37 protein-coding genes and 4 pseudogenes are annotated in these 24,046 nt (G+C 40.1%); 4 read left to right on the top strand and 37 right to left on the bottom strand.

The features are described 5' to 3' along the window. Positions 1–35: 35 nt before the first annotated feature. Complete coding sequence (gene ychH / locus C1N69_RS12805; protein ID WP_008499505.1) at positions 36–311, bottom strand: stress-induced protein YchH; 276 nt, start codon at positions 309–311, stop codon at positions 36–38. Between the two features lie 274 nt (positions 312–585). On the opposite strand from ychH, the gene pth reads away from it, so the two are divergent. Further along, positions 586–1,170: an aminoacyl-tRNA hydrolase gene (gene pth, locus C1N69_RS12810; protein WP_155031316.1), complete on the top strand. Its 585-nt coding sequence runs from the start codon at positions 586–588 to the stop codon at positions 1,168–1,170. A 126-nt stretch (positions 1,171–1,296) separates the two neighbouring features. Further along, on the top strand, positions 1,297–2,388 hold the full coding sequence (ychF, locus tag C1N69_RS12815) for a redox-regulated ATPase YchF (RefSeq protein ID WP_020690896.1): 1,092 nt from the start codon (positions 1,297–1,299) through the stop codon (positions 2,386–2,388). Positions 2,389–2,440: 52 nt separating this feature from the next. Here the strand turns inward: ychF and C1N69_RS12820 are convergent, their stop codons facing one another. The 7 genes from C1N69_RS12820 to C1N69_RS12850 all read right to left on the bottom strand — a co-directional run bounded on the left by C1N69_RS12820 (position 2,441) and on the right by C1N69_RS12850 (position 5,605). Then, positions 2,441–2,734: a YciI family protein gene (locus C1N69_RS12820; protein ID WP_155031930.1), complete on the bottom strand. Its 294-nt coding sequence runs from the start codon at positions 2,732–2,734 to the stop codon at positions 2,441–2,443. Between the two features lie 99 nt (positions 2,735–2,833). After that, a complete protein-coding gene (locus C1N69_RS12825; RefSeq protein WP_155031317.1) occupies positions 2,834–3,199 on the bottom strand; it encodes a hypothetical protein in 366 nt (121 codons plus the stop codon). Positions 3,200–3,215: 16 nt separating this feature from the next. Beyond that, positions 3,216–3,596 (bottom strand): hypothetical protein, encoded by a 381-nt coding sequence (locus tag C1N69_RS12830; RefSeq protein ID WP_155031318.1) that lies wholly within the window; start codon positions 3,594–3,596, stop codon positions 3,216–3,218. 79 nt (positions 3,597–3,675) lie between these two features. After that, positions 3,676–4,152, bottom strand: coding sequence for a hypothetical protein (locus C1N69_RS12835; protein ID WP_155031319.1), 477 nt, complete (start codon positions 4,150–4,152; stop codon positions 3,676–3,678). A gap of 26 nt (positions 4,153–4,178) precedes the next feature. Then, positions 4,179–4,661, bottom strand: coding sequence for a hypothetical protein (locus C1N69_RS12840; protein ID WP_155031320.1), 483 nt, complete (start codon positions 4,659–4,661; stop codon positions 4,179–4,181). 142 nt (positions 4,662–4,803) lie between these two features. Next, entirely contained in the window at positions 4,804–5,049 is a 246-nt protein-coding gene (locus tag C1N69_RS12845) for a hypothetical protein (RefSeq protein ID WP_024907057.1), read from the bottom strand. A gap of 151 nt (positions 5,050–5,200) precedes the next feature. Then, on the bottom strand, positions 5,201–5,605 hold the full coding sequence (locus tag C1N69_RS12850; protein ID WP_155031321.1) for a hypothetical protein: 405 nt from the start codon (positions 5,603–5,605) through the stop codon (positions 5,201–5,203). Between the two features lie 60 nt (positions 5,606–5,665). On the opposite strand from C1N69_RS12850, the gene C1N69_RS12855 reads away from it, so the two are divergent. Then, positions 5,666–5,989: a hypothetical protein gene (locus tag C1N69_RS12855; RefSeq protein ID WP_155031322.1), complete on the top strand. Its 324-nt coding sequence runs from the start codon at positions 5,666–5,668 to the stop codon at positions 5,987–5,989. A 27-nt stretch (positions 5,990–6,016) separates the two neighbouring features. On the opposite strand, the gene comJ is transcribed toward C1N69_RS12855, so the two are convergent. The 4 genes from comJ to C1N69_RS12880 form a co-directional block, all read right to left on the bottom strand. After that, complete coding sequence (gene comJ, locus C1N69_RS12860) at positions 6,017–6,499, bottom strand: competence protein ComJ (protein ID WP_155031323.1); 483 nt, start codon at positions 6,497–6,499, stop codon at positions 6,017–6,019. Between the two features lie 631 nt (positions 6,500–7,130). After that, positions 7,131–7,460, bottom strand: coding sequence for a hypothetical protein (locus tag C1N69_RS12870; protein ID WP_167514967.1), 330 nt, complete (start codon positions 7,458–7,460; stop codon positions 7,131–7,133). A gap of 55 nt (positions 7,461–7,515) precedes the next feature. Beyond that, entirely contained in the window at positions 7,516–7,998 is a 483-nt protein-coding gene (locus tag C1N69_RS12875) for an SMI1/KNR4 family protein (RefSeq protein ID WP_155031324.1), read from the bottom strand. A 103-nt stretch (positions 7,999–8,101) separates the two neighbouring features. Next, on the bottom strand, positions 8,102–8,533 hold the full coding sequence (locus tag C1N69_RS12880; RefSeq protein WP_095441630.1) for an immunity 26/phosphotriesterase HocA family protein: 432 nt from the start codon (positions 8,531–8,533) through the stop codon (positions 8,102–8,104). A 269-nt stretch (positions 8,534–8,802) separates the two neighbouring features. Between C1N69_RS12880 and C1N69_RS12885 the strand changes: the two genes are divergently transcribed. Beyond that, positions 8,803–9,021 (top strand): hypothetical protein, encoded by a 219-nt coding sequence (locus C1N69_RS12885; protein ID WP_155031325.1) that lies wholly within the window; start codon positions 8,803–8,805, stop codon positions 9,019–9,021. A 64-nt stretch (positions 9,022–9,085) separates the two neighbouring features. Here the strand turns inward: C1N69_RS12885 and C1N69_RS12890 are convergent, their stop codons facing one another. The 25 genes and pseudogenes from C1N69_RS12890 to C1N69_RS13020 all read right to left on the bottom strand — a co-directional run bounded on the left by C1N69_RS12890 (position 9,086) and on the right by C1N69_RS13020 (position 23,838). Next, positions 9,086–9,442, bottom strand: a complete 357-nt coding sequence (locus C1N69_RS12890; RefSeq protein WP_155031326.1) for an SMI1/KNR4 family protein — start codon at positions 9,440–9,442, stop codon at positions 9,086–9,088. A 222-nt stretch (positions 9,443–9,664) separates the two neighbouring features. Beyond that, positions 9,665–10,021 (bottom strand): hypothetical protein, encoded by a 357-nt coding sequence (locus C1N69_RS12895; RefSeq protein WP_073961520.1) that lies wholly within the window; start codon positions 10,019–10,021, stop codon positions 9,665–9,667. 73 nt (positions 10,022–10,094) lie between these two features. Continuing rightward, positions 10,095–10,220, bottom strand: a pseudogene (locus tag C1N69_RS23150) (RHS protein); the annotation flags it as partial. Between the two features lie 236 nt (positions 10,221–10,456). Next, a complete protein-coding gene (locus C1N69_RS12905) occupies positions 10,457–10,900 on the bottom strand; it encodes a DUF6386 family protein (RefSeq protein WP_155031931.1) in 444 nt (147 codons plus the stop codon). 92 nt (positions 10,901–10,992) lie between these two features. After that, complete coding sequence (locus tag C1N69_RS12910; RefSeq protein WP_045286944.1) at positions 10,993–11,463, bottom strand: hypothetical protein; 471 nt, start codon at positions 11,461–11,463, stop codon at positions 10,993–10,995. A 197-nt stretch (positions 11,464–11,660) separates the two neighbouring features. Continuing rightward, positions 11,661–11,858: a hypothetical protein gene (locus tag C1N69_RS12915; RefSeq protein ID WP_155031327.1), complete on the bottom strand. Its 198-nt coding sequence runs from the start codon at positions 11,856–11,858 to the stop codon at positions 11,661–11,663. Positions 11,859–11,930: 72 nt separating this feature from the next. Further along, complete coding sequence (locus tag C1N69_RS23155) at positions 11,931–12,047, bottom strand: hypothetical protein (protein WP_350310066.1); 117 nt, start codon at positions 12,045–12,047, stop codon at positions 11,931–11,933. 83 nt (positions 12,048–12,130) lie between these two features. Then, on the bottom strand, positions 12,131–12,799 hold the full coding sequence (locus C1N69_RS12920) for an HNH endonuclease family protein (protein WP_155031328.1): 669 nt from the start codon (positions 12,797–12,799) through the stop codon (positions 12,131–12,133). Next, on the bottom strand, positions 12,796–12,960 hold the full coding sequence (locus C1N69_RS22960; protein ID WP_420841786.1) for a DUF6386 family protein: 165 nt from the start codon (positions 12,958–12,960) through the stop codon (positions 12,796–12,798). The genes C1N69_RS12920 and C1N69_RS22960 overlap by 4 nt, the downstream gene beginning before the upstream one ends. 98 nt (positions 12,961–13,058) lie before the next feature. Then, entirely contained in the window at positions 13,059–13,529 is a 471-nt protein-coding gene (locus C1N69_RS12930) for an Imm26 family immunity protein (RefSeq protein WP_155031329.1), read from the bottom strand. 125 nt (positions 13,530–13,654) lie between these two features. Further along, positions 13,655–14,413 (bottom strand): annotated as a pseudogene (locus C1N69_RS12935) (RHS repeat domain-containing protein); the annotation flags it as partial. Positions 14,414–14,520: 107 nt separating this feature from the next. Further along, positions 14,521–14,994: a hypothetical protein gene (locus C1N69_RS12945; protein ID WP_155031330.1), complete on the bottom strand. Its 474-nt coding sequence runs from the start codon at positions 14,992–14,994 to the stop codon at positions 14,521–14,523. A gap of 387 nt (positions 14,995–15,381) precedes the next feature. Further along, positions 15,382–16,330: pseudogene (locus C1N69_RS12950) on the bottom strand (RHS repeat domain-containing protein); the annotation flags it as partial. 79 nt (positions 16,331–16,409) lie between these two features. Further along, positions 16,410–16,811 (bottom strand): hypothetical protein, encoded by a 402-nt coding sequence (locus tag C1N69_RS12960; RefSeq protein WP_045410442.1) that lies wholly within the window; start codon positions 16,809–16,811, stop codon positions 16,410–16,412. Positions 16,812–16,898: 87 nt separating this feature from the next. Beyond that, the gene (locus tag C1N69_RS12965; RefSeq protein WP_047958877.1) at positions 16,899–17,687 is read right to left on the bottom strand and encodes a macro domain-containing protein; all 789 of its coding nucleotides are present in this window, start codon (positions 17,685–17,687) and stop codon (positions 16,899–16,901) included. Positions 17,688–17,889: 202 nt separating this feature from the next. Then, positions 17,890–18,339 (bottom strand): hypothetical protein, encoded by a 450-nt coding sequence (locus C1N69_RS12970; protein WP_154232959.1) that lies wholly within the window; start codon positions 18,337–18,339, stop codon positions 17,890–17,892. Positions 18,340–18,341: 2 nt separating this feature from the next. Continuing rightward, positions 18,342–18,659: a hypothetical protein gene (locus C1N69_RS22970; protein ID WP_224752842.1), complete on the bottom strand. Its 318-nt coding sequence runs from the start codon at positions 18,657–18,659 to the stop codon at positions 18,342–18,344. A gap of 285 nt (positions 18,660–18,944) precedes the next feature. Continuing rightward, positions 18,945–19,187, bottom strand: coding sequence for a DUF7660 family protein (locus tag C1N69_RS12980; RefSeq protein ID WP_059387182.1), 243 nt, complete (start codon positions 19,185–19,187; stop codon positions 18,945–18,947). 306 nt (positions 19,188–19,493) lie between these two features. Next, positions 19,494–20,012, bottom strand: coding sequence for a hypothetical protein (locus C1N69_RS12985; protein ID WP_244956299.1), 519 nt, complete (start codon positions 20,010–20,012; stop codon positions 19,494–19,496). A 190-nt stretch (positions 20,013–20,202) separates the two neighbouring features. Further along, the gene (locus C1N69_RS12990; RefSeq protein ID WP_244956300.1) at positions 20,203–20,895 is read right to left on the bottom strand and encodes an Imm43 family immunity protein; all 693 of its coding nucleotides are present in this window, start codon (positions 20,893–20,895) and stop codon (positions 20,203–20,205) included. Between the two features lie 91 nt (positions 20,896–20,986). After that, positions 20,987–21,184 carry a hypothetical protein gene (locus C1N69_RS23160; RefSeq protein ID WP_072049167.1) on the bottom strand — a complete coding sequence of 66 codons (198 nt, stop codon included), beginning with the start codon at positions 21,182–21,184 and terminating at the stop codon, positions 20,987–20,989. Between the two features lie 426 nt (positions 21,185–21,610). Then, complete coding sequence (locus tag C1N69_RS13000; protein WP_059387181.1) at positions 21,611–21,871, bottom strand: hypothetical protein; 261 nt, start codon at positions 21,869–21,871, stop codon at positions 21,611–21,613. Between the two features lie 62 nt (positions 21,872–21,933). After that, positions 21,934–22,861: pseudogene (locus C1N69_RS22975) on the bottom strand (RHS repeat-associated core domain-containing protein); the annotation flags it as partial. Positions 22,862–22,963: 102 nt separating this feature from the next. Further along, positions 22,964–23,257 (bottom strand): YciI family protein, encoded by a 294-nt coding sequence (locus tag C1N69_RS13015; RefSeq protein ID WP_045286936.1) that lies wholly within the window; start codon positions 23,255–23,257, stop codon positions 22,964–22,966. Between the two features lie 224 nt (positions 23,258–23,481). Next, the gene (locus tag C1N69_RS13020; protein WP_045286937.1) at positions 23,482–23,838 is read right to left on the bottom strand and encodes a hypothetical protein; all 357 of its coding nucleotides are present in this window, start codon (positions 23,836–23,838) and stop codon (positions 23,482–23,484) included. Between the last annotated feature and the right edge of the window lie 208 nt (positions 23,839–24,046).

The raw sequence follows: 24,046 nt of genomic DNA on the forward strand, positions 1-24,046 counted from the left end.
CTGGGGAGTCGTTTCGGTGTTCTTTCGTCCTGGCACTAGCTGTGCTTATGCTGATCGCGACGGCAGCGTTTATCGTAGTGGCGCACCCACCAGTATTTATCGCACACTTCCTCATGGCCGCTCACGCGTGCCCCGGCGAGCCACAATACCGCACCGAGGAAGATGCTCAGAACCGCGCCATGCGCGAAGTATTGCGGGAGATCAAGCTGCGGCAGCTGGTTTAATATTGAATAACCTACGCCGACAACCATCACAAACAGCCCCAAACCCATCAGCACGTTACCGAGTAGCGAAGCGTTTTTGCGTTTCATATGTCACCTCCGGAACTTTGGGTTGTCAGGGGAAAAGCCCCTAATCCTTGTGTGTAAAGTATAGACAACGCCCCTTTTATGAGTTGCGTGAATGATCACAATTACAGATAACTCCCAAACAAAAGTTTACAAATAAGGCTTTGAACAGCTTGAAATTCTAATTGTTCAAATAAGAAATTATTTGTATTTCGCTGAGACGATCGCAGAATTTTGTCAAGCGGCGCGCCAGACAGTAAACTACGCGCCAGATCTGGAACCCATTAGGAATTGAATCGTGACGATTAAACTGATTGTCGGCCTCGCCAACCCCGGCGCAGAGTATGCGGCGACCCGCCACAATGCCGGAGCATGGTACGTCGATCTGCTGGCCGAGCGGTTACGTGCTCCCCTGCGTGAAGAACCTAAATTCTTCGGGTATACCTCACGTATCAACCTCGCAGGCGCGGATGTTCGCTTACTGGTGCCCACCACCTTTATGAACCTGAGCGGTAAAGCGGTAGCGGCGATGGCAACGTTTTATCGTATTAATCCGGATGAGATTCTGGTGGCCCACGATGAGCTGGATCTCCCCCCAGGCGTAGCGAAATTCAAGCTGGGCGGCGGGCACGGCGGTCACAACGGTCTGAAAGACATCATCAGCAAGCTGGGCAATAACCCGAATTTCCACCGTTTGCGCGTGGGAATCGGCCATCCGGGCGATAAAAACAAAGTTGTTGGTTTTGTGTTAGGTAAGCCCCCGGTTTCAGAGCAGAAACTGATAGACGAGGCGGTAGAAGAAGCGGCGCGCTGCACCGAAATCTGGCTGAAAGATGGCTTAACCAAAGCGACAAACCGCTTGCACGCTTTTAAAGCGCAATAATCCATCCAGTACGGCTTTTTTACCGCGCGGGATGCGGGTTACGTGTATAATAGGCGTAGTTATTTACTTTTCATCAATCGGTTATCGTTAACGGATTGATTATCAAGATATTAAGGTGATTTAGAAATGGGATTCAAATGCGGTATCGTCGGTCTGCCAAACGTGGGCAAATCCACCCTGTTTAACGCGCTTACCAAAGCGGGTATCGAAGCGGCGAACTTCCCGTTCTGTACCATCGAACCTAACACTGGCGTGGTGCCAATGCCTGACCCGCGCCTGGACCAGCTCGCGGAAATCGTGAAGCCGCAGCGTATTCTGCCGACCACCATGGAGTTCGTGGACATCGCGGGCCTGGTAAAAGGCGCATCCAAAGGTGAAGGCCTGGGTAACCAGTTCCTGACCAACATCCGTGAAACCGAAGCGATCGGCCACGTTGTACGCTGCTTCGAGAACGACAACATCATTCACGTAGCGGGTAAAGTAAACCCGGCTGAAGATATTGATGTCATCAACACCGAGCTGGCGCTGTCGGATCTTGATACCTGCGAGCGTGCGATCCACCGTATCTCCAAGAAAGCCAAAGGTGGCGATAAAGATGCCAAAGCCGAGTTGGCGGTGCTGGAAAAATGTCTGCCACAGCTGGAAAACGCGGGCATGCTGCGTTCTCTGGATCTGAGCAAAGACGAGAAAGAGCTCATCCGCTACCTGAGCTTCCTGACGCTGAAGCCAACCATGTACATTGCCAACGTGAACGAAGACGGTTTTGAAAATAACCCGTACCTCGATCAGGTGCGTGCTATCGCCGAGAAAGAAGGTTCTGTCGTGGTTCCGGTTTGTGCCGCGGTAGAAGCCGATATCGCCGAACTGGATGACGAAGAGCGTGACGAGTTTATGGCAGAACTGGGCCTGGAAGAGCCTGGGCTGAATCGCGTTATCCGTGCTGGTTATGCCCTGCTCAACCTGCAGACCTACTTCACCGCTGGCGTGAAAGAAGTGCGTGCCTGGACCATCCCTGTGGGTGCGACTGCGCCTCAGGCTGCGGGTAAAATCCACACCGACTTCGAGAAAGGTTTTATTCGTGCGCAGACCATCGCGTTTGAAGATTTCATCACCTACAAGGGTGAGCAAGGCGCGAAAGAAGCCGGCAAGATGCGTGCGGAAGGGAAAGAATACATCGTTAAAGATGGCGATGTGATGAACTTCCTGTTCAACGTCTGAGTCGTCTTGAATGAAAAAAACCACGCCCTGGCGTGGTTTTTTTATTGCGGGGTCAAAACACATTGTCTAAGAGTTCTGTTTTCATGCTGGGTTCAAAAGGAATGATTTCAACCGTCGCGAGCTTTAACCTCTGAAAAGGATCATCGCGTAATCGCTCTTCAAGAGAGGCAAGACTCTCACATTTCGCGAGAATGACCCCACCGATTCTCGGCACCCGTCTTCCGGATGCGAGGAAAATTCCCTCTGCATACCCTTTTTTTAGCCACTCGACATGCGCAGGTATTGCTGCGTCAATCTCTTCGAGTGGTTTGATATAGGTTAAAATGACAATATAAACCGTGCTCATCCTTTGCCTCTCAGCTGTGTTTTTAGCCGTTTGTTGGAATTGCTTATGCAGTTCCTCTGTTGCCATCGGGTATCGTTATCATTTTGGGCACATTTGATATTAATATGCAGGGCCCGATCGAGACAACGCGTTATTCTTCATATTCCACGAATAGAACCAGTCATGCCAGCCGTTTTGCTTTACCACATAGCTACAGGCCACAATCACTTCCTTTGACTGGTTGAAAGTTAAGTAATAGAAAATAGCGCCTTCAGGAGGTGCAGACCAAAATAGTTTTTCGCCCTGAGCATTGAAGATGGTCAAAACGGTTGGTAATGGCTTTGGTTCGCTTAACGCAAAGACTAACTGGCGTGTTGAGTCGACCATTGCAGAGTCTAAAAATGGCATACTAACCATTATGTTACTTTCACCACACGCCCACTGAAGCAGGTCATTTTCTTTAATACAAATGAGATTTTCAATCATTGGTAAACCTCAACTTTTAAAGCTTGATCTGTTTCAAATCACCTTCAAAAAGCCCCACAAGATATACCCGGTATCGGGCTGGCTGCACTTCTTTATACGTTAATACAGTAGAAAATTCCTTTACACACTTTGAACATGTGTTTTTCGAAACATATAATTGGCTTTCATCGTAGATATACTTCTTATGTTCACTAACAAACTTCACACCTCTCATTTTCTTAACCAAAAAGTCTTTTACCTCTTCAGAGAGCAAGTCAAATTCATATGAGTTTACGATAGAATAGATTATTACTCCCTCGCATTCAGGGCATTCTATTTCTGCACCAGAATCTAAAAAGTCATTATCTATGCCATCCAGGACTAATACCTTCTTTTTCAGTCGATTAGTTATTTTCATTTTCTATAACCTTTTAATTTTATTAATAAATAAGATGAGAACCGAATGAGCGATTTTATTAATCAATAATGTCATTCAGTCAAACATTCCATTCGATATAAATTCCACAGTCGAAGCTTCTTTCATTAGACTGTACAATAATGCTTCCCCACTCATGATGCCACTGAGTTCCGTATGGAGGCGTGCTAATTTTAAGTTTAGGGCGCGAGGTTATTTCACTCTCAACCCATGCTGTCAAGCGCTGTTCTTCTTCAGATAAATTACGCAAATTGGCTCTTTTATCCCAATCCCATAAAGTTTTATAAAAATTTCCATTCTTACTGGTAAGGAATATGGAAGGAGAAAAAGAAAACACAGAAGGCCTCAGTTCTAATATGAAAGTTTGATCTTTCCACTCAATATTATCAATAGAGAAATAATAAGAGCCTATTGTATTCAACGGCAAAAATAATGTGTAAAATTCGGAATTTTTAAAAGTCTCAACATCCTTTAACTCGAGGGGGTAATTGTTAATAGCCACAAAGCCACTATTAACATCAAAATTCATTTCTAGCATATCTAAACCACCTTGTCTGGAAGTGACTACATTATATTCCAGGTTAAATATATCCCGTGATTAAATGATTTAATCTCATATGAGACAGAAACCCGCCCCCATTCAAAGCGCCACCTAATCATGTCTGTTTCCGTGGTATCAGGCGTGTCCAGATTGAGTGATTCTTTTAGCCAATCAGACAAGCTTTTCACTGATTCATTTAGCATGTGAATATTAGTTCGCGCATTCCAGTCATTTAATGCGTTATAATACTGACTGTTTTTATCTACAAGATGAAGCATAAAAGGAAAACCATAGCACACCGGGCGTATAGTAACTTGAAATTCTTTGTCGAAAAATGCTACTGAGTCAACAAGGTAGTGATTCGGCATGGTTTTATTTACAGCTTTTCGTCTGATTAATTCGTGGTATAAACCACTCTTACAAAAGCCTTCTTCAGTATCAATCCCCAAAGGCAGATCATCAAATTTCAGCTCACCGGTAATCGGATTTAAATTTAATTCACTCATGTTCCCCAGCTTTACTTTTGACTGTCTAAGAAGATCTTAATGATATTCGACTTAACATGATAACAACCATATGAAGAGAATTTTCCGTGTAAAATCACATTTATTATAACATTTGCAATAACATCCGCATAGCGATAAAGTCTTATTGCCAATGGTGCAATAAGTCAATCCACATTTCTTTTTCCCCAGCGATAACTTTTATGCCATCTTTATTTTGTTTTACATACTGCATGTATGTTTCATAAATAGCTCTTATCATCACCGTTTTTTCTGAGCGAGATCCTTCAATCAAAGTCATGATTTTTTCTAAATAAATTGATGAATTCACTCTTTCGTTGAAAAAAACAATGAGGTAATCGAGTACTTCATTATATGAATCGTAATTCATGACAGGCTTCTCTGAGCTCTTATTCCGATTAATTTTAGCACATCCAATTTTTGGTATGCACCTAAAACTGTATTTCCATTTAACAAAGGAGTCATGTATGCAAGCGCATGGAGATTCTGGTTGGTTTGTACACCAGTTTAAGCAATAAAAACTAATCATTTTCTATGTCAGGAGGAGGAGTCGTAATGCCAAGAACATCTCGCCCAAATCGAATTTCTTCGTTGGTTTTCTTTTTTAATTTAAGGATTATAACACCCAGTAGAGTATTGTTTTTATCTGAATAAATTTTAAAGGAAAATGACTTAGTTCGGATATTAATTACTAAGACAGTTTCTTCATCATAGTTTTCAAGAGCAATAATTAATTCATCAAGACCTTCTACCTTCAACCCTGTAAGTTTTGTATTATTTTTATGCGCTTTCATTATTCGCAACTCATCTTGAGTATTGTTTATAAATGATGCACATTGAAGATTATTCTTTTTATTTAGAGAAGAACTATATTCATCCGGTATTTTTTCTCGCGCATACTCAATAAGGTCATCATCATTTATCATGGTAAATTCGCCTCAACGTAGCCTCTTAGAAGTCCTTTCAGAAGGATTTCATGTTCCTTCATGCGTCAAAAGAAGACTCCCACGACCACGAATCACCTTGTAAAGGCGTCCATTGAAAGTGCAGTGTCTATATCTGTTCCACGCGACCGCGCTGTCATCTCTCTTCATTTCTGTACCTCAGAATATTCGGCCAGTTCAAAAAATACCGAAACTGATTGTCGTGCAACCCTGCCGGTGCATCATCACCGTCAATACGCGGCAATGAGTGATCGAGACGGTAGAATTCATCGCGTGCGCTCAACAGCCCTGCGTGCGGAAGGGAAATATTGCATCGTTAAAGATGGCGACATAATGATCGCCTTCTTTACGTCTGATTCTTTATAAATTAATCTTCTTTGGTTAGCTTTAAATTTAAAAAACACCTTCTTTAAGAGGATGATTTTTTATTCCACCCCAGGGATCGTCTAGCAAAAACTTAGCTGTAACAGTTTCTTTTGTTGGTACGAGCGTGAAATTATAATAAATTCCCTCTCCTTGACAAACTTCATAAAACAGTGAATAAGTTTTATCATTTAATCCTAAGCTTAAATCAAATTTTTCAGTTGCTGAAGCGACTTGTAATTTATGTTGTTCCGTAACAAAAAATGGCACAACGATGCAGCGCTGAGAATTCTCATCTAATTTGAAAGATAGTTCTACTTTGATATTCACATTTGCGCCAAATGCATCTTCTGGCAGTGGATCAAATATTACATAATCCTTATGAAGTAAAGCACCTTGTGAAATATTTCCTTTCCCCCACTGACTCAGTTTCTCATCATAGTCTCGGGATCGTAACAATATTTGACTATGCGAAATCAGTAGATTAACTATTTGTATGTTTTTATTGTTCATTACCTTACCTCGATTTTTATTCTCGTTACACCTGACTGCTCTGATAAAAACGTTACCAATATTACACCCTGCACCACAGTTACTGCTCTTTGATATCCGTCATCTCTTGCCAGTTTTGCTTATAAAAATTTATTGCCATATATTGAACAACTGCCTCCATATCTCCTGTTCCTCATGAGTAAGGACTCTATAATCTTGAGTCTTTCGTCTGTATACCATAAAGCATAAGTCTATGGCTCGAATAGACACCGTTTTTTCTTTTCGACAGCCCTCTAAAATAGATTGCATATCCTGGAGGCAATTATAATCAAGAATATATTTTTGAAAAAACAACTCCAGAAAATCCAATACTTCATTATGAGATTGCAAATTTATCATAGTTCCTCAGGGAAAATATCAATCATGTTGTAATTAATAACTCTATTTTCAGCATGCAACCGTTGAACACTACCCTGGTCGTATTCAGGGTATGAACTGTGAAGCTACAGACAACATTAACTTCCTTTGACTTATTCAATTTTAAGTAAAAAAAACGCCGTCAGCCGGCAAAACAAAAGTATTTTTTCTTCCTGTACTTTGACAATTATCAAAATGGTTGATTAGTGCTCTCCAGGATTTATTTTATGAGGGATTATCTTTCCTCTATATGATATGTATTTCTATTACTCCAGTAAATAATTTTATATTTACCAAATTTGATGTTTTGTTCTTTATAATATTCTATTACTTCAGATGGATACCAACCATGTCCAAATAAAAAAAGAGCTCCTTCTTCAACTAACAGTCTTATTATTCTTTGTTTATTCCGTTCGTCAATTACAGGTATCACCATAAACTCATCTTTTAATGAAAAACCTATCGCCTGCATTTTGTTAATTAAACCACTTCCCGAAACACGTATTTTTACACTAGTCCCAGCCACATCAAAAACAACAATTGAATTATCTGGTATCTTATTCAATTTGTATTTATCCTTACTAAGTGTAGTGAATACATTGCTAACATTTAATGGCTTCTTAAGAAAGATTTTCTTCTGTTACCAATCCATTAACAAAGTTGGAAAATGAATTTGTCAGATATCTTTGAAGTTTTATATGATTCTCTTGCATAGTCAAATACTCATCAAAAGAATCTGTAGCAAAGTATACAATTGAGTAATTATCTAAATCCAGACAGAAGAAATTCCCTCCCCAATCATTTGCGAAGGGAAAAAGGTTTTTTGGGATCACTTGCCTATCCAACATGCTGATATAGCAACCATCAATTAAAGATCTAGCGTCATCATTTGTCTGACTATTATAAATAAACGGTTTAAACCCAGCCACCTCTACTGGTTCAAAATCTTCATCATCGGCCCACCAACTTTTCTCAGGAGTGCCACCATTAAATTGCAGATAATGTGAAATGAAATCATCAGGAAGAATAATAGATAATTCTTCTTCATTTTTAGCAATATCTGCACGTCCAATCTTTTTTTCACAGTTACTGAAATGATTCATATATTATTTGGCCAGATGATCAAAAAAATCGCGAATTTATTTAAGGTGTTTATGAGCTGTTGCTGTATGAAAATTAGCTTAGGAAGCCCACCTCCCCTGATGATCAAATATTTATCAGAACATTGTCGACAAGCTCAAAGCCTGAAACCCCCATTGTTGTGTAATTTGGATATTCAGCAACAGATAAACGCCTGATTTCGTCCTCCCCATCATATAAGCCGCCAGCATAATTAAATATTTTTAATTCTTTTTTTTCTTCAGTAAGATTAGCGTGGCCAATAATTTTCCAAATGCCTTTGCTAATATTCTGATTGCCAGTGAAAACAACCTTCATCTCTTTGCCAAACTTTTCAAAAGATAAAGGTCTCAGTGAACTGTTATCTTCAAGCTCCTCCGTATTCTGTAATGATAAAATGCAGAAACCTATTGCTTGCTTAAACTTTTCTTTTGGAGCAAATACAATCTGGCAAATCGCAAATTTCCCATTACTCATCGGAATGACAAAGATGTCACCCTCTTTGTATTTTACTTTCATAAGCTATTACCTTTCAGAATTGATAACGCATCTTTCAATACTTTTCCACCCCAATCACTGTTATGACCCGCAATATCATATGTGCTAGCATTTAGGTTATAAGGACTAAATGATCTGATTTTATTTATGAGATTTTTTAAGGAGATCACTGACTTAGCTCCACCATTAAGAACCATAATCCTTTGTACCAGGAATTTAATTTCCGCTTTGGTCAAATTATTATCAAATATAATCAACTGTTGCAAATGTGATTTACCCGGTGTATTCGCATGGCTATTCAAACGAGCTGGAGCTTCCCCACATCCTCCATAGATAATATTCTTTTCATCGTGAAGGGTTATCGTCCCATTCTTCCCACACCAGGTTATTGCGGCAATCGTAATCCAGGCAGAGGGACCAGCGGCGCAGCGCTGGGTGTGGAAGGGGAAGATTATATCATTAAAAAATGCGATGTAATAAACTACTTTTCAATATATGATTTGTTTTGAAAAAAATTCACGATTTGACGTGGATTTTTCAATGTTCTGAACTAGATGATTAATAAATCAAACATTATAGCCTAAATATGCTATTACTTTCTTTATCCATGTCCAGACTTCCTAACGCTCCAAGATCTAAAGAATAAATCTCATCAGTACCTTTACGCAAATTCAAAAAGTATCCTAAATCACCATCTTGACCAATCAATAAAACGTCAGGCTCCACCGATTGAATTGTGTATGTATTATTTCTTTCAAGCAAGTCAAAACAATTGAAAACATAAAGCTGGCCACCATTTGCTCGTTGAATTTCATAAGAGTAGCTTTCTTTGACGTTCTCAATCATAAAGCGCTTATATTCAGAAGGTAAAGACGTGTGTATAATCTTTTCAACTTCATTTAACTGATCAATTAAATCTTGCTTTTCCATATCGGCTTACCTATAAATGAATAAATCCTATATTAAGATAAATATTATCTCCATTAGGTTCGCATTTATTGATGAATTAGTTGCAATTATTAATAAGGGCAATTATTGTTTCTTTCCTGAAACTAACCAGCCATTAATTGCATAATAAAAAATGGAAAAAACCCAATTTTTCTTATCAATGCTCTATATATTCAGCACAATGGTTAAAGATTGATAGAATCTTTATTTATAAACACCAAGCTCTTCAGATCTTGAAATTAATTCATCTTGTAAGGAGCCTTGTATTTCATCGCCGTCATATTCAAGTTTAAAATCCCCATCAATATTTGGAGGGAAACGTGAACCATCGATTGTTCCGAGAACAGTAGAAGTTGTATCTACAATGACCAACCTAAGGAAATTGAAAATTTTCTCCTGTTCTTCTGGGGATAGTTTATGAATTACACTTCTTGCCCGCGAATAAGGATCTTCATCACCATTTGACTTGGATAAATCAGATAGATTATCAATATAATAATTTAGCGTATCGCCTAAAAGCTCGGCAAGTAATGATCTCACAACTAACTCATCTTTATTCACATTATCTCCTACATTTTTGCCCCGCTTGATGAGCATCAAGTCCTGTGTTACCTCTCTAAACTATATCTCTCAAATCAGTGTAGACGTAGGTCAGCGGCACGTCTCCATGCAGTTCCTGCAGCAGGCTGAACCCTTCCCAGACAAACCAAGTGGTCACCGGCTTACAGGCGGGCTGTCCGCCCTGCACCTGGCGGCTCGTTGCCGGGTAAAACATACCGACAATGCAGAAGCCCGAGGAGGTCGTACTCGCTGCGGGTGGTCAGCAAGTACGGGGACTATCCTGAGGTTGGGGTTACTCGTCGCAAGTATAATAACCGATTATTGAGGTTAAGAGTAAGCAAAGTGCAAAAAAGCAAGCAAGGTGCGTGCAGAAGGTAAAAGAAAATTGTTAAAAATGGCTATGTGATGAACTACTTGTATTATTCTTTTTTTTATTCAAAGATAAACTCCCTCTTCTAATGAGTTTTCAGTAATCGTTGCTTTTGCAAAGGAAATTAGAATATTTGAATCTTGCTTTTTATATTTAACTTCGTAACTACCAGGTTCTAAAGTAATAAACTCACCTGAAATGGCATCTGAGTCGTCAGGCTCAAGATCTCCGCCAGTGACATCTTCTCCCGCCCCAATGAAAACCTTTCCAGAAGGTACGTCTAAAAATAGCGACCCGGTACATTCATCAACATCTCTTTTAATATGGACTTTATAGATTCCATCATCTCCAAGATTGAGAAATAACACATTACCTTTATTTATTTCTTCAACTTCATCTTCTGGAAGGCTCCACCAATCTACATCATCGTTAAGTCTATGTTTTAGTGAGATTAAATCATAAATCACAATTGTTGCTGTATTTGTTTGGACATGTATTATTGCATGCATAATTTTCAATACTTAATCTTTTATGAAATAATTAAAAACACTATTATGTCAAGTTATAATCTGTAGTATCAATCCCAACTCACATTTCAGCGTTATATTTTTTGAGGATTCCAGTCAGAGTAATCAGCTACACGGATTTCATTAAGAACGAGATCCAGTGGAACATGTGCAATGCTATCTGCGATTTCATCATAAGGCGCTGGCAACTCAAATGAAAAACCAAAGTCGTCATTTATAATAATGAAACCATTAAAAATGCGTTGTTTATTAGTCAAGTCGATTATTTGCCTCATCGTTTGACCTGTTTGTAATATGTTATTATACCTCCCCTTATAGCTTACATTACAACCAATCGAAATGATCGTTCCATCTTCAAGGGTAGCGATTGTGATAGTGTCATCTACAATATATGCAAGCCTTTTCTCATCATCAGGCAAAAAATAATCAAAGTAATTTACCTTAAAATCGGTATATAACTCATTCATATATTTACTTATATTTTCACCCAAAAACACGTTACCTAGCGCTCTCCCTGATAAAATATCAGCATAAAAATCAATCATTTACACCCATCCATTCGGAACAAGAATTAAATTATAGTAAATTCCATCTTCTTCACAATTCAGCACAATGGTTAAAGATTAACATGATGCATCTACCATTGCACACTCAAAAAAAATGGTATTTTGAATGAAAAAAAACCAAGCTTTGGGATGGGTTTTTTCAATATGGGGGACTCATTGCGCCCCCCGAATACTACTTATAATTGAAGTGGTTTATAACTTATAATTTTATCCGCAATTTCTTCTGCGCTGAGTTCTTCATAATAAATATAATTAGCTGCCTGAGGATCTGCGACACTTCTACAAAGGAGGTCGATGTCATTATCCGCTTCTTCTTCTGTCCCTTCGCAGTGTTGGATTTTCCTTATTAGTTCGATAATCACTTGTCTTTGCATATTATACCTCAAAAATGATAAGCACGATCTAGAATGTCAAGGTGATATTTTGTTGTAACGATTACTTGATTATCAATCATCATAAATACCGCCTCCATGTTGGATAGGGGTTCTCTGGTGTAGGACATAAGATCTATTTTTCCCGCTCCACTGTGTATCATGCACTATTGGAGCTTTTCCGCCCCGCATTCCAGAAACGACAGAGCGTGGGCTTTTGTCAAGGCATTTCGAATTGGTTGCTTAATTAGGCGAACTGCTCATCATTATTAAAATCATGTTCTATATGTATCATTTTCCCTATAATAATTTACTTCATCGATAAACCATTTATTCCCATGACCTCCACTATTTTTATTCTTCACAATATAGTTCAAAGAACTGACTAACATCCATCCTTTCAAAGAAAAAGTTTCTACTGCTAAGGGCATTTCCAGATCCTCTTCATCAAGGTATATTTCGTCATCCTCCAAACTTTGGATATAATCACAAGGAATATAAAAGAAGTGAGTATCTTCAGGCCGTGCTTCCCATGTGTTTATATTAGTATAAATCCATTCACCAGGCTCTAACTGAGAAAGACTTGCTATTAATTCATCTATAGATGTATATGTATTCATTATACCCTCACAATTATCTGCATCGAGCCCTCCCCAAGTTTTTCTTCCATCATATCCTTTCGGGTGATAATCCAGATGCTTAGAGTTATGATCTGGCCCATTAACCAATTGTAACAACCCACCAACTCGCTCATGATGATGCCAAGTTGTTTCCCAACCAGAACCTGTTGGAGCTGTTCTTAGGAACGCGCCACGCTTACCTGGTGAAATCTTTTCAAATATTCCCGGGAATTTTTCCTCAAGGGAAGCTCTATATGATGGGTCATTAATCATTTTATAATATAATTGTCTGCTCGCTTCCTGGAAGTGTTTTCCGTCACTCATTCTAAACATGTTTTTAGGTAAATTTTTTTAACATTGACTTTATAGGCGCCATCATCCCCAAGATTGAGAAATAATACATTCCCTTTATTTACCTCTTCTACTTCATCTTCTGGAAGACTCCACCAATCTACGTCTTCATTAATTCTATGCTTTAATGACATCTAATCATAAATAACTAAAGTGGTAGTATCTGTTTGTATGCTTATGATTTTTCTCATTGCGTAAGCAAAGGCCAGAAATACCTCCCCGGTCTAGCCCATTAGTTAACAAAGCTTTCTATAGATTTTATAATGCTTTTATAGAATTGAATCGATTCTTCACCGACTGGTATATTCTCAGTCGGCGATTCAATTGGCACTCCATGCTGATCATATATTTTATTTCTGACAGGATTTTTAAAATAATGCTGCGGTAAAATATCCACTTCGCTCGTTTCGATAGTTTTAAACGTTACGAAATAACCGTTTTTCCAACATGAATTATCAGTAATAATTGGTGGCAATAGCAAATTATCTTTTGCCAATACAGTATCTTCTTGAAGCGAAGATGTAAAATAGTCATATATATATATAACTATAGCATTTTTGAATGGGCCGACATCTATTTTACCCAGAGCGACCATACCATAGCCTAATCGATCATCATTTAACTGAAAGTAAAAAACATCGCCTTCTTTTGGCCACTTTTTTTGCTTTTCATTTCCTGACACTACTGTAAGTCTGTCGGCCATTTTACATTAACCCCATTGTTTTTAAGCCAGTTTCCACCCCACAAAACAGCATCCGAGTATAACTTTCTTGTAGGACTTATGCTATTGATAGAATTTTCAAAATAGGAATTATTGTGAATAACTGCTTATTCTATGCTCCGTGCATGACCGCGATTTAGCGGTTCTTCAGTGATTCTAAATCCTAAATACACATGGGCATTATTCCCACCTTTTGCCTTTCTTTTAATCCAGTCAGCAAATGACATGTTTCTCACTGACCGTTTAGGGCTTCCATTTTTGCAAGCGGTTAAACCTATAGGATCCCCCCCCCAGCGCATTCGGCGCATACTGGTAAAGATTTATCCCCCCCGCCAGCCCTATCGGGTCCTGATGCGTAAACCGTCCGCAGTCCGGGTCGTAATACCTGAACAGATTGTCGTGCAACTCTCTCACAATGCAGGTGTTGCCCCTGCATCCGCTCGTTCTGGGAATATCCTGATCCCTGCGTCTCGCTCTCCCGCAGCAGCTTGCCCCAGGCAATGTTCGCCGTCGTACCGGTAGTGCCAGCGGATCTGGCCGTTATCCTTCTCTACGGTACGGCCGTGGATGTCATAACGCCACTGAATACCGTTCAGTTGCGTGACCCGGTTATGGGCAGTCTTCTTTCCAGCGCCCTCTAACGGGTTACCAGCCGCATCCCAGCGCCACTGCTCCTGACCGGGCAGCATGCCGTCCTTAACGAGCAGGCGCCCGGCGCTGTCGTACTGCCAGCGGTACCAGTTAAACGGGTTATCGTCCCGTACTTCCCGCACCAGGTTATTACGATAATCGTACTCCAAGCGGCGGGACCAGCGGCGCGGCGACGGGCGCTGGGCATTGCCGGTAAAGATGTCCCGTCGATAAAGATTACATCGTTAAAGATGGCGACGTAATGAACTTCTTGTTTAACGTTTGATTTGTTTTGAATGAAATAATCCAAGCTTAGCGTGGATTTTTTATTGCGGGCAATGTATCAATAAATAACCAGTTTTCCCGCTGGCCAAGTACCTGACCATCCACAGGGCATATGCCCAGCTTCATAAACACTAATTAATCCGTCAAAAAAGAATGGCTCTTGTAGTAGAGAACTATACGCATCTTCAAGCAAGAAATTCATAAGGTCCCATTTTAAGCTCTCAGTCATTGTAACTATCTCAGACTCTGGGAAGGTGATTTTTGGGATAATATCATTCTCCACAACTTTCTTAGCGTCTTTGACCAAAGAGTTCCAGTATTGATATTTGCTAGTATGTTTTTTTGCGAGAAAACCCGTTATTTCATTACCAGCCTCCAAAGTGGAACTTTCCCATTCATCACTTTTCAAGCCTTTTATAAATAAGCTAAGGGACTTAGTTTGGATAACCCCGGGGAGTGTCGTCGCCATACCAAGATTAACAAACCAATTAATTTCATTTAACCTGTCTATTGCTAACTGGGATATTTTCATGTTTTAACCTGATTTATTCTTCCGGAGATCCTAGGTACGTTCATGCCACCTAGCGCACCATGTTCTATTCGATTTTGAATACTATACCTGACAGCTTCTTTAACCTGATTTGCTGGTAATCCTGCCGCCTCCAGTGAATGCTTCAATGCCTGAGTATATTGGAGGTTGGAAGGCATTTCTCGGTATGAAGCGCCGCCTTTCCTAAATTGATTCCAAAACTGTTCTAAAGATTTATGAGCTTCATAGTGCGGAGTACCTGGTGAAGTAAACGCATTACCATCTAATTTGATCGCTGCTCCACTATTAGTAGGTATAATGTCAAGGAATGCAGCATCCTGATTTAAGTGATGTGATTGTCCAGGCAGTAAGTCATTTTTTTAACTTGCATTTCAACCCCCACGGATCAACCAACCCCAGCGCATTCAACGCATACAGGTAAAGATTTATCCCCCCCGCCAGCCCTATAGGGTACTGCTGCGTAAACCGTCCGCAGCCCAGGTCGTAATACCGCAACAAATTGTCGTGCATCCCTGTCTCGCGATGCAGGTGTTGCCCCTGCATCCGCAGGTCTGAGAATATCCTGCTCCCTGTGTCTCGCTCTCCTGCAACAGCTTGCCCCAGGCGTTGTTCACCCCTTCCCAGCGCACCTGCCCTTCGATATCCGTCATCCGCTCTGGCGTGCCGTTGGACTGGCAGTGGAACCAGAAGATCTCCGGGGCATCAACGCCGTCAATACGCGCCAGCGGGTCGTAGCTGTCCTGGTCGCTGTAAACGTAGGTCAGCGGCACGTCTCCATGCAGCTCCTGCAGCAGGCGGAACCCTTCCCAGACAAACCGGGTGGTCACCGGTTTGCCGGTTGGCTGACCGCCCAGCATCTGCTGGCGCGTTTTGCTGATGCGGCGTCCGAGAGGGTCGTAGCGGAAGCTGACCTGCGTCTGCGGCCTGTTGCGATCCCGCGACTGGCTGATAACCTCCGTCAGGCGGTGTTCGCCGTCGTACCGGTAGTGCCAGCGGATCTGGCCGTTATCCTTCTCTACGGTACGGCCGTGGATGTCATAGCGCCAGCGAATACCGTTCAGTTGCGTGACCCGGTTATGGGCAATCTTCTCTCCAGCGCCCTCTAACGGGTTATCAGCCGCATCCCAGTGCCACTGCTCCTGACCGGGCAGCATGCCGTCCTGAGCGAGCAGGCCCCGGCGCTGTCGTACTGCCAGCGGTTCCAGTTAAACGGGTTATCGTCCCGTTCTTCCCGCACCAGGTTATTGCGATAATCGTACTCCAAGCGGCGCGGCGACGGGCGCTGGGCATTGCCGGTAAAGTTGTCCCATCGATAAAGATTACATCGTTAAAGATGGCGACGTAATGAACTTCTTGTTTAACGTTTGATTTGTTTTGAATGGTATAAATTACTGTTCTTACGCCTTCTTACGCAGATAGAACTCAAGATATTTTTTAGGTCTATCCTGAAAAGCACGCTCTTTGCCGTAGTTATAAGCATCGTTAAAATATTTATACGCTTCATCGAATTGATTCAACTCGTAACAGACCATACCCAAGTCGATTAACGGTGCAGTGTCTATATCCGATCCACGTGTCCGTAAAGCCGTCTCTCCCCATTTCTTTGCCTCAACGTAATCCGCAAGATCAAAATATGCGCTGTACATGCATGCAGAGATCCAGTTGGCAAATTCTGATTCGGACTTTGGTTCAGGAAGAGCTTGCCAGGCCTTTTGGTATTGTTCTAAAGCCTCGGCGTATTTTTGGCTGTCGTGTAACTCGTTTCCTTTTTCAATTGTATTTGTTATAGATATTTTCATACTCAAGCGCCTGTCCTTTTAATTAAAAATCCTTTTCTAAGCAACAATCGAATTCAATAAAATGCATTACTAAATTATCATTTTATATTATAAAATTATTACATTGCAATCGATCATCTTATAGCAAATCTTTTTAAGTATCAATGACTCTATAACATCCCAATCACCTCCACCGAGGCCAGCGCCTATTCTTGGCATTTGTACTGAAAGGCGATTTACTAAAGCAAAGTCAGATAACTTTTCAAGACAAACTTCCAGGGATGCATAACATACGTATTGGTTTTTGTCATTGACATTTTTCTTAATACCATCTTGTGCATACATATTAGCAATAAATATCTGTTCTTTAGCATCAACCAAGACAAAATCAACCGTACCTAATTCTGGGATGTTATTTCCATTGAAGCTATTGAGATAGTATTCCTTTGCAGAAGGATATTTATTTGAAAGAGACAGAACAAAGCCTTTACCCCATTTCCCTTTATTATTAACAATGTGAGCAATAACTATGGATTTTTTCAAAGGTTCCACAGCATTTCCAGACAAGAGCTTTATTTGTTTTTTTTCTTGCAATGAACTCGTTGATGTTTTCCAGAAAGTTTCAAATTCCTCATTCGAAATTTCTTCAGTATCACTTAAGTCCAGATCGCTTTTTTTACCATCATACAGCAGAAAACCAACTTTTTCGTTTTTATCTAGCAAAGAGGAAGATGCATAACAATCGCCATCTATAATATTTATTTGTCGTGTGGCCACCTCCCCTATGAATTCATTGAGAATAATTCCTTCACCTGCAATAAAATCAACGTTACCTTTATAGTATTTTTTCACATCAACCACAACTCCTCGCACTTTTAACAATTCTTTCGGAGACATCAAGATCTTTTGTGTTTAAGATAAAGAATGTATTTTTCCGGGGTTCAATTACATCCAGGCCAGTAACATCTATGTCAACAAAATGGCTTATACCTTTTTATTTTCTCGCTTAGGATGGCAACTGTCCAATTTATATTGGAAACACTATGATATAGTCATATAAGTAACTTCAATTGAATCATATATTTTACCAGTTCTCCACTTACAATTCATGAGGGTCTAAGCAATAGTGGCAGAGAATTGTTCCTGTTAGGTTATGAGGGTCATAAGCAGCATCAACATGTCCCCACTCCCTTGATACAGGAAGAACAATAGTAGATTTAGTTTTGAACCATTCCTTTAAACATCGGGTGACTTTCCCTTCGGGTCTATTCTGTTTTCCCATCAATAATTTTTCTGGGGCGAAGCGCCAACTACGAATTATTGAGTTAGGATCATTGGGAACCAAGAAGTCAATTATTAGATATATATCTCCGAACTCATGGTCACCTTTAAGGATAGTTCTGTATGAGACTGTTTTATTGTCTTTTTTTTCAGGCCACCCCTCCCACCTTACATTTGTATTATTAAACAACTCTGTCTTAGTAACTCTTGGTCCTAATAGAACCCTTTTATTAAATTTAAGAACACCAGTTTCTGCGTCAAAATTCATTTTCACATCCCAATATCAAATTGAAGACCAATAGGTTCCAGAACTTTTTTATAATTCGAAAGGAAGAATTGGGTACCGCCACCGCTTCCTAACATTTCAGTATCTGGTGACAAAGCTTGTCCCGTACCAGCAATAGCTTCTCGTTTGACTCTATACATCTGAATCTTACTTCTAAACCCATATTTTTCATGAGGTAGAACTTGTAAACTTTCCCATAATTTTTGTCGACTACCATTAGCAGCTTCTAAAGTGGCTTTGTCGAAATAAAATCCTGACTGCCCAGGTGCTCCACCATAAACAATATCGCCTTCTTTAAGCATTGTGTTTGACCAAGAATAACGGCCTTGATAAATCCCTCTTCCTTGCCACTGCTTACCAACTGCCGCCTGGTTATGATCATTTTATCGAGTCGGTGCACACTTCGCTTTCAATCCTAATGGATCAACCCAATTCAACGAATTAGTGGCGTAAACGTAAGTATTTATACCGCCATTAAAACCTATCGGGTCATCGGAACGATTCGGACGCCATCATACTTTTTAACACGTTAAATAATAAAAAGCCGGGAAGATTTGATGCTCTTCCCGGCCAATTATTATTGAATATTATTCATAAACTCTTGCAGCCATTAAAATATCTGCAATAAATGTCCAGTTAACATTTTCTGGAACAGGTAATTTTTGATTTAAATAATATCCATCCATATCTTCAACCCAAGATGCCATCGATTCAAAATATGAGGGTAAGTCTTTGCTCTCCCACTCACTTAGGTTATTTCTGGCATTTGAAGATAAATTCTCAAGATATTTAATAAAATCGTCTCTAGTATTTATTCCTTTAGTATTCATAACAATATTACTCCAGTACTTTTTATTCCATCACCCAATTTGAAAATAATCGACTTACCATCTGTTTTTGTTGTCATTTTCCACATCTGATCAGCAACTTCACTAGGTGAGGCCCATTTAAATGGAACTCGTTTCCTTTTTCTACAAGAGATGTAACTTTTTCATCAAATTTATCGAAACCGTTTTTCATATGCTTATTCATTATCAATCGAAAAGAGACCTCCTTGCCTATATAAAAGTGGTTTTAAGCGAAAAATGTTGTCAGAAGTAAGGAGGGTTCTAAAAGTGTTAGTTTTTATTATTAACCTAGCCAAAAAAGAATTGCTTAAAACCTTCTGCCTCAACATCCTTAAGCTTGCTTTTTAGCATTAAATCGATATCTTCCAGAAAGTCCTCTCTGAAATTAAAATCATCATCTGTAGCATCACCATCATATTTATTTTGTTCGATCTCAATGGCAGAACAAAAAGCATCCAAAAAGTCGGCTAACGAATTGGAAATAATGAAATTTCTTTTTTGAATACTACCATAAACAGGAGATGTGATATTTTGGGTATCACAAAAAAGAACATCTCCATTTCGTTCAGCAAAGATTATATATTCATCGCGCCAGGTCGTGTCATTTTGAACTCGCCAGCCTGATAACATTTTATTAAGCTCTTGGGGCTCAACAATCTGTATAATGAATGCACCATCAAATGTTGGGTGGTCATTTAAAATCAAATGGCTATAAAAAAATCGAATTTCACCATTTAAATTTACAGGAAAAGAAGTTTCATTTTCATCGTCTGCATAGTCTATCTCTCCCATATTTAAATCATTCATTTTGAATTTCTTGACAAAGTCTTGGATAGTATTTTTTATATGCATTATTCCTCTTTAAGAGTTATCATTATTGGCTACGCTTAAAATTACCATATCCATAGTTGAAAAATGTACTCATAATCCAAAGAACTTCTTCGCGCCATTAAAAAAGAAAAACAAAGAATCAATAATGGCACGACACCCTTCAATATTAAGGTAGTTTATTGCCCTTTCTTTTACGATTTGAGTGTATTTCGTAGAAATAATCTTCACAAAAAACGTCTAAAGCATTTTCCAGTGGAACAAGTTTCAACCCCCGGAATCCTTTACTGTCTATAACTTCCTTGACCTCTTGTTTAACAATGATAAAACCACCTAACAATGTGTCGTTCAACGAAAGTATATCATTTTCTAGCGCATCATCCTTGAATTCAATTTTAAAAGGTATGGTATCTCCGAACTTATCCTCTTCGAGAATAGATTTATCCTTATCTATAACATTGCCGCCTGGAAAATATACATATTTAAAATCATCCCGAAGAACTTGACCATTCCCAATCGAAACTGGTGTTATATCTCGGCCAAAAAAAACATTGTGCTTATAATTTTCAAAATTTGAAAATAAAGACTTATCCATCAAGTGTCCAAAGTCTTTTTTATAATAGTCAAATTTCAAAGCCCCAACATTTTTATTGCACAACAAATAAATATGGTCTGGGCATGCATCGTCTGTTATACGATAAGGGAAGGGAAAGGCAGAGCCTTCTATTTCCCAGTTTTCATTAACCTGTAATCTTTCATCAACCATGCCCTGTAAATTTCTTGGCATGAGTGATGATTCAAAGTCATTCATGATCACATAATAGGACATTAATTCATTCCCCTGATTTTTTTGTGGGAACATGACCCATCCAAATTTTATTCTTCATATCAATCTGGATCCGCCTTATAGCTATCCTCGCCCCTTTAGCATCTAATCTTCCAGAAATATATCGTTACTCAACACGAGCAATGCGCCGACGGAGAATGTCACTATAGTTATGATAATTACTGCTATGGAAGATATCCATACATTTCCCTGCATCTTGTTTCATCGCTGATGCGCTACCTGGAAAATTAATACCATTAAACGCAGAGTTCATGTCTTTTCCGATGCCAATATTATTGAAGAATGATTGCTCCTCTTTCCACACCTCAACGGGTATAACATGGTGAGCAGAATTCGCTCCGGCGTGCCGTTCGGCTGGAAGTGGAACCAGAAAATCTCCGGGGCATCAACGCCGTCAATACGCGTATGCAGCAATAGCTCTTAGCAGACAGTTTTAGAGCCTAATCGCACTCAAAAATAATAAGGCCAACAAATCCTCAAAAGAACAGTGTCTATCATCATGATTTAGTGTGCGAAATTGTAAAGGAATGGTGCAAGACTGCTTCGATGGTTAATTTCGTCAGCACGCAGATGAATTGATTGATGCTGGCTTTGATTTTAATATATTAAGCTAGCCAATAGTGTTCTTTTATTAAAAATTATCTGTTTTTTGTTGTTTGAGTGAGCACTTCAAAAACAGACGCTGCTTAATTATAACCTCGCAAAAATCAATCCTTCTCTTTGCTTAATATCAGGGTGTCATTTTTTTAATATCAAGTGCGTAATTAACAACATCATCTAAAAGTTTTTCTTCCCTGAGGGAAAAGTTTGCGTATTGAGCCATAGCTCTGCATGTTGACAGACTTTCAATTATTTCAAATGGAATTTTGTCTCCAAAAATTATTATCTGTTCATAACGAGTTTGAAAAAAATTTGCCGATTCATGTTTACCATTGGCATTAAGTTCAAAAATTATTTTTTCAAGTGCATTTTTTAAGTTATTCAATTTCATTACCAGGGAACCCTTAAAGTTTTAACCACCCATGCTCTTGGAAGATTTGATACCACAGCCTGTTATCCCATCCCAGGATATCCTGCCCCTTGAGCTGCAGCAGGACCTTCACTCACCCACGTTCCTTTAGGAACTCTAAACTCTGATACATTAGTAATATTAACACCCCAATCATGGCGAATAGCTAGCTTTTCTCGCAAAACCTCCTCGGAATTGTATTTTTCATTTGTCAGCCAAGAAATTTTTCTTCCTGTTCTATTATTTACACCATGATATTTATAAAAAGTCTCGTCTCTTTTCAGCTGCCTGTTTTTATAAACGCTTTTATCAAATGTTTCTGCAATTCCTCCAGGAAGTTGCGGCCCTGGTTTTTTCCCTGTATTGCATCGGCTTAACCCCCACGGATCCACCCACCCCAGCGCATTCGGCGCATACTGGTAAAGGTTTATCCCCCCCGCCAGCCCTATCGGGTCCTGCTGCGTAAACCGTCCGCAGTCCGGGTCGTAATACCGGAACAGATTGTCGTGCAGTCCTGTCTCACGGTCCAGGTATTGCCCCTGCATCCGCAGGTTCTGAGAATATCCTGATCCCTGCGTCTCGCTCTCCCGCAACAGCTTGCCCCAGGCGGTGTTCGCCATCGTACCGGTAGTGCCGGATCTGGCCGTTATCCTTCTCTACGGCACGGCCGTGGATGTCATAGCGCCAGCGAATACCGTTCAGTTGCGTGACCCGGTTATGGGCAATCTTCTCTCCAGCGCCCTCTAACGGGTTACCAGCCGCATCCCAGCGCCACTGCTCTTGACCGGGCAGCATGCCGTACTTAACGAGCAGGCGCCCGGCTCTGTCGTACTGCCAGCGGTACCAGTTAAACGGGTTACCGTTCCGTACTTCCCGCACCAGGTTATTACGGTAGTCGTAATCCCAGCGGCGGGACCAGCGGCGCGGTGACGGGCGTTGGGCATTGCCGGTAAAGATGTCCCGTCGATAAAGATTACATCGTTAAAGATGGCGACGTGATGAACTTCCTGTTCAACGTCTGAGTCGTCTTGAATGAAAAAAACCACGCCCTGGCGTGTTTTTTTTATTGCGGGGTCAAAACACATTGTCTAAGAGATCTGTCTTCATGCTGGGTTCAAAGGGAATGATCTCAACAGTCGCAAGCTTTAACCTCTGAAAAGGATCCTCGCGTAAGCGCTCTTCAAGAGAGGAAAGACTCTCACACTTAGCGAGAATGACACCACCGTTTCTTGGGATCCGTCTACCGGACGTCAGGAAAATCCCCTCTGCGTCCCCCTTTTTAAGCCACTCAACATGAGCAGGTATCGCTGCGTCGATTTCTTCGAGTGGTTTTCTATAGGTTAAAATAACTATGTAAACCGTGCTCATCTTTTGCCTCTCAGCTAGGCTTTCATCTAAGTAATAATTAATTCGTTTGTTAGATATACAGAAAAAAAATCCTCTTATGACATAAGGTAACGTTATAATTTTTTGCGGAGCTTTTAATCTTAAAAAGGGATCGCTATGCGACATTACCCTACTATTCACCGTAATAATGCCATAATATACAATAAAAACTGGTAAGATCTTTCTTCTTAATATTTTCACTTCACTTACTCACTAAAAACAAAGTTATCTTCTGCCAGTTTATTTTTTTTCTTGTATTCCTTTTCCCACTCGAAGTATCCCTCAGGTTCATTTGGAGAAACTCCTTTTGTCCAAAATTGATCACCATAGGCAATTAACATTGCCCAATGATATTCACTTTCATGACTGCGCAAAGCCACAGACATGTAATCATTTTCCGTAATACGAACAAGTGGAGAGGCTAACACTATACGCTCAGCCTCACCCTCTGTTTTATTCGCATATTTAACAATAATCGCTTTAATTAACTCAACCCAACTATAGTAATTAAAAACAACACTTTCATTAGAATCATTAAATCGGATACCATCGATAACTTTCATTACCCTTTACGCCAACTTTTACTTTACAAGTATCAAATATGACTGCTGCTTAATTTGATAATTCGCTGGTGATAAAGATTGCACATTGCCGGGAGAGATGCTGTGACTATACGGAGTTCACTCCCTCTGTCGTAGTTGGATTGCTTCAACTCGCCATCATCCTGCAGCGTAAAGACGCACACTTGCAGAGGGGACAATACGTTATTTT

The sequence above is a fragment of the Enterobacter sichuanensis genome (genome assembly GCF_009036245.1).
GTDB classification, from domain to species: Bacteria; Pseudomonadota; Gammaproteobacteria; order Enterobacterales; family Enterobacteriaceae; genus Enterobacter; species Enterobacter sichuanensis.

What these genes read in the sequence shown, in the direction of transcription:
- C1N69_RS12920 (WP_155031328.1), bottom strand. Translation starts at nt 12,799, where the DNA reads ATGAGTGACGGAAAACACTTCCAGGAAGCGAGCAGACAATTATATTAT.
- C1N69_RS13015 (WP_045286936.1), bottom strand. Translation starts at nt 23,257, where the DNA reads ATGAGCACGGTTTACATAGTTATTTTAACCTATAGAAAACCACTCGAA.
- C1N69_RS12890 (WP_155031326.1), bottom strand. Translation starts at nt 9,442, where the DNA reads ATGGAAAAGCAAGATTTAATTGATCAGTTAAATGAAGTTGAAAAGATT.
- comJ (WP_155031323.1), bottom strand. Translation starts at nt 6,499, where the DNA reads ATGAACAATAAAAACATACAAATAGTTAATCTACTGATTTCGCATAGT.
- C1N69_RS12985 (WP_244956299.1), bottom strand. Translation starts at nt 20,012, where the DNA reads ATGAATGATTTAAATATGGGAGAGATAGACTATGCAGACGATGAAAAT.
- C1N69_RS12850 (WP_155031321.1), bottom strand. Translation starts at nt 5,605, where the DNA reads ATGATAAATGATGATGACCTTATTGAGTATGCGCGAGAAAAAATACCG.
- C1N69_RS12835 (WP_155031319.1), bottom strand. Translation starts at nt 4,152, where the DNA reads ATGCTAGAAATGAATTTTGATGTTAATAGTGGCTTTGTGGCTATTAAC.
- C1N69_RS12875 (WP_155031324.1), bottom strand. Translation starts at nt 7,998, where the DNA reads ATGAATCATTTCAGTAACTGTGAAAAAAAGATTGGACGTGCAGATATT.
- C1N69_RS12880 (WP_095441630.1), bottom strand. Translation starts at nt 8,533, where the DNA reads ATGAAAGTAAAATACAAAGAGGGTGACATCTTTGTCATTCCGATGAGT.
- C1N69_RS12930 (WP_155031329.1), bottom strand. Translation starts at nt 13,529, where the DNA reads ATGGCCGACAGACTTACAGTAGTGTCAGGAAATGAAAAGCAAAAAAAG.
- C1N69_RS12980 (WP_059387182.1), bottom strand. Translation starts at nt 19,187, where the DNA reads ATGAATACTAAAGGAATAAATACTAGAGACGATTTTATTAAATATCTT.
- C1N69_RS12905 (WP_155031931.1), bottom strand. Translation starts at nt 10,900, where the DNA reads ATGCATGCAATAATACATGTCCAAACAAATACAGCAACAATTGTGATT.
- C1N69_RS12845 (WP_024907057.1), bottom strand. Translation starts at nt 5,049, where the DNA reads ATGAATTACGATTCATATAATGAAGTACTCGATTACCTCATTGTTTTT.
- C1N69_RS12885 (WP_155031325.1), top strand. Translation starts at nt 8,803, where the DNA reads ATGGCTATTCAAACGAGCTGGAGCTTCCCCACATCCTCCATAGATAAT.
- C1N69_RS12965 (WP_047958877.1), bottom strand. Translation starts at nt 17,687, where the DNA reads ATGTCTCCGAAAGAATTGTTAAAAGTGCGAGGAGTTGTGGTTGATGTG.
- C1N69_RS22970 (WP_224752842.1), bottom strand. Translation starts at nt 18,659, where the DNA reads ATGCTTAAAGAAGGCGATATTGTTTATGGTGGAGCACCTGGGCAGTCA.
- C1N69_RS13020 (WP_045286937.1), bottom strand. Translation starts at nt 23,838, where the DNA reads ATGAAAGTTATCGATGGTATCCGATTTAATGATTCTAATGAAAGTGTT.
- C1N69_RS12945 (WP_155031330.1), bottom strand. Translation starts at nt 14,994, where the DNA reads ATGAAAATATCCCAGTTAGCAATAGACAGGTTAAATGAAATTAATTGG.
- ychF (WP_020690896.1), top strand. Translation starts at nt 1,297, where the DNA reads ATGGGATTCAAATGCGGTATCGTCGGTCTGCCAAACGTGGGCAAATCC.
- ychH (WP_008499505.1), bottom strand. Translation starts at nt 311, where the DNA reads ATGAAACGCAAAAACGCTTCGCTACTCGGTAACGTGCTGATGGGTTTG.
- C1N69_RS13000 (WP_059387181.1), bottom strand. Translation starts at nt 21,871, where the DNA reads ATGAAATTGAATAACTTAAAAAATGCACTTGAAAAAATAATTTTTGAA.
- C1N69_RS12830 (WP_155031318.1), bottom strand. Translation starts at nt 3,596, where the DNA reads ATGAAAATAACTAATCGACTGAAAAAGAAGGTATTAGTCCTGGATGGC.
- C1N69_RS23155 (WP_350310066.1), bottom strand. Translation starts at nt 12,047, where the DNA reads ATGCGGGGCGGAAAAGCTCCAATAGTGCATGATACACAGTGGAGCGGG.
- C1N69_RS12840 (WP_155031320.1), bottom strand. Translation starts at nt 4,661, where the DNA reads ATGAGTGAATTAAATTTAAATCCGATTACCGGTGAGCTGAAATTTGAT.
- C1N69_RS12855 (WP_155031322.1), top strand. Translation starts at nt 5,666, where the DNA reads ATGCGTCAAAAGAAGACTCCCACGACCACGAATCACCTTGTAAAGGCG.
- C1N69_RS12990 (WP_244956300.1), bottom strand. Translation starts at nt 20,895, where the DNA reads ATGTTCCCACAAAAAAATCAGGGGAATGAATTAATGTCCTATTATGTG.
- C1N69_RS22960 (WP_420841786.1), bottom strand. Translation starts at nt 12,960, where the DNA reads ATGTCATTAAAGCATAGAATTAATGAAGACGTAGATTGGTGGAGTCTT.
- C1N69_RS12820 (WP_155031930.1), bottom strand. Translation starts at nt 2,734, where the DNA reads ATGAGCACGGTTTATATTGTCATTTTAACCTATATCAAACCACTCGAA.
- C1N69_RS12960 (WP_045410442.1), bottom strand. Translation starts at nt 16,811, where the DNA reads ATGAAAATATCTATAACAAATACAATTGAAAAAGGAAACGAGTTACAC.
- C1N69_RS12825 (WP_155031317.1), bottom strand. Translation starts at nt 3,199, where the DNA reads ATGATTGAAAATCTCATTTGTATTAAAGAAAATGACCTGCTTCAGTGG.
- C1N69_RS12915 (WP_155031327.1), bottom strand. Translation starts at nt 11,858, where the DNA reads ATGCAAAGACAAGTGATTATCGAACTAATAAGGAAAATCCAACACTGC.
- C1N69_RS12970 (WP_154232959.1), bottom strand. Translation starts at nt 18,339, where the DNA reads ATGAATTTTGACGCAGAAACTGGTGTTCTTAAATTTAATAAAAGGGTT.
- C1N69_RS12910 (WP_045286944.1), bottom strand. Translation starts at nt 11,463, where the DNA reads ATGATTGATTTTTATGCTGATATTTTATCAGGGAGAGCGCTAGGTAAC.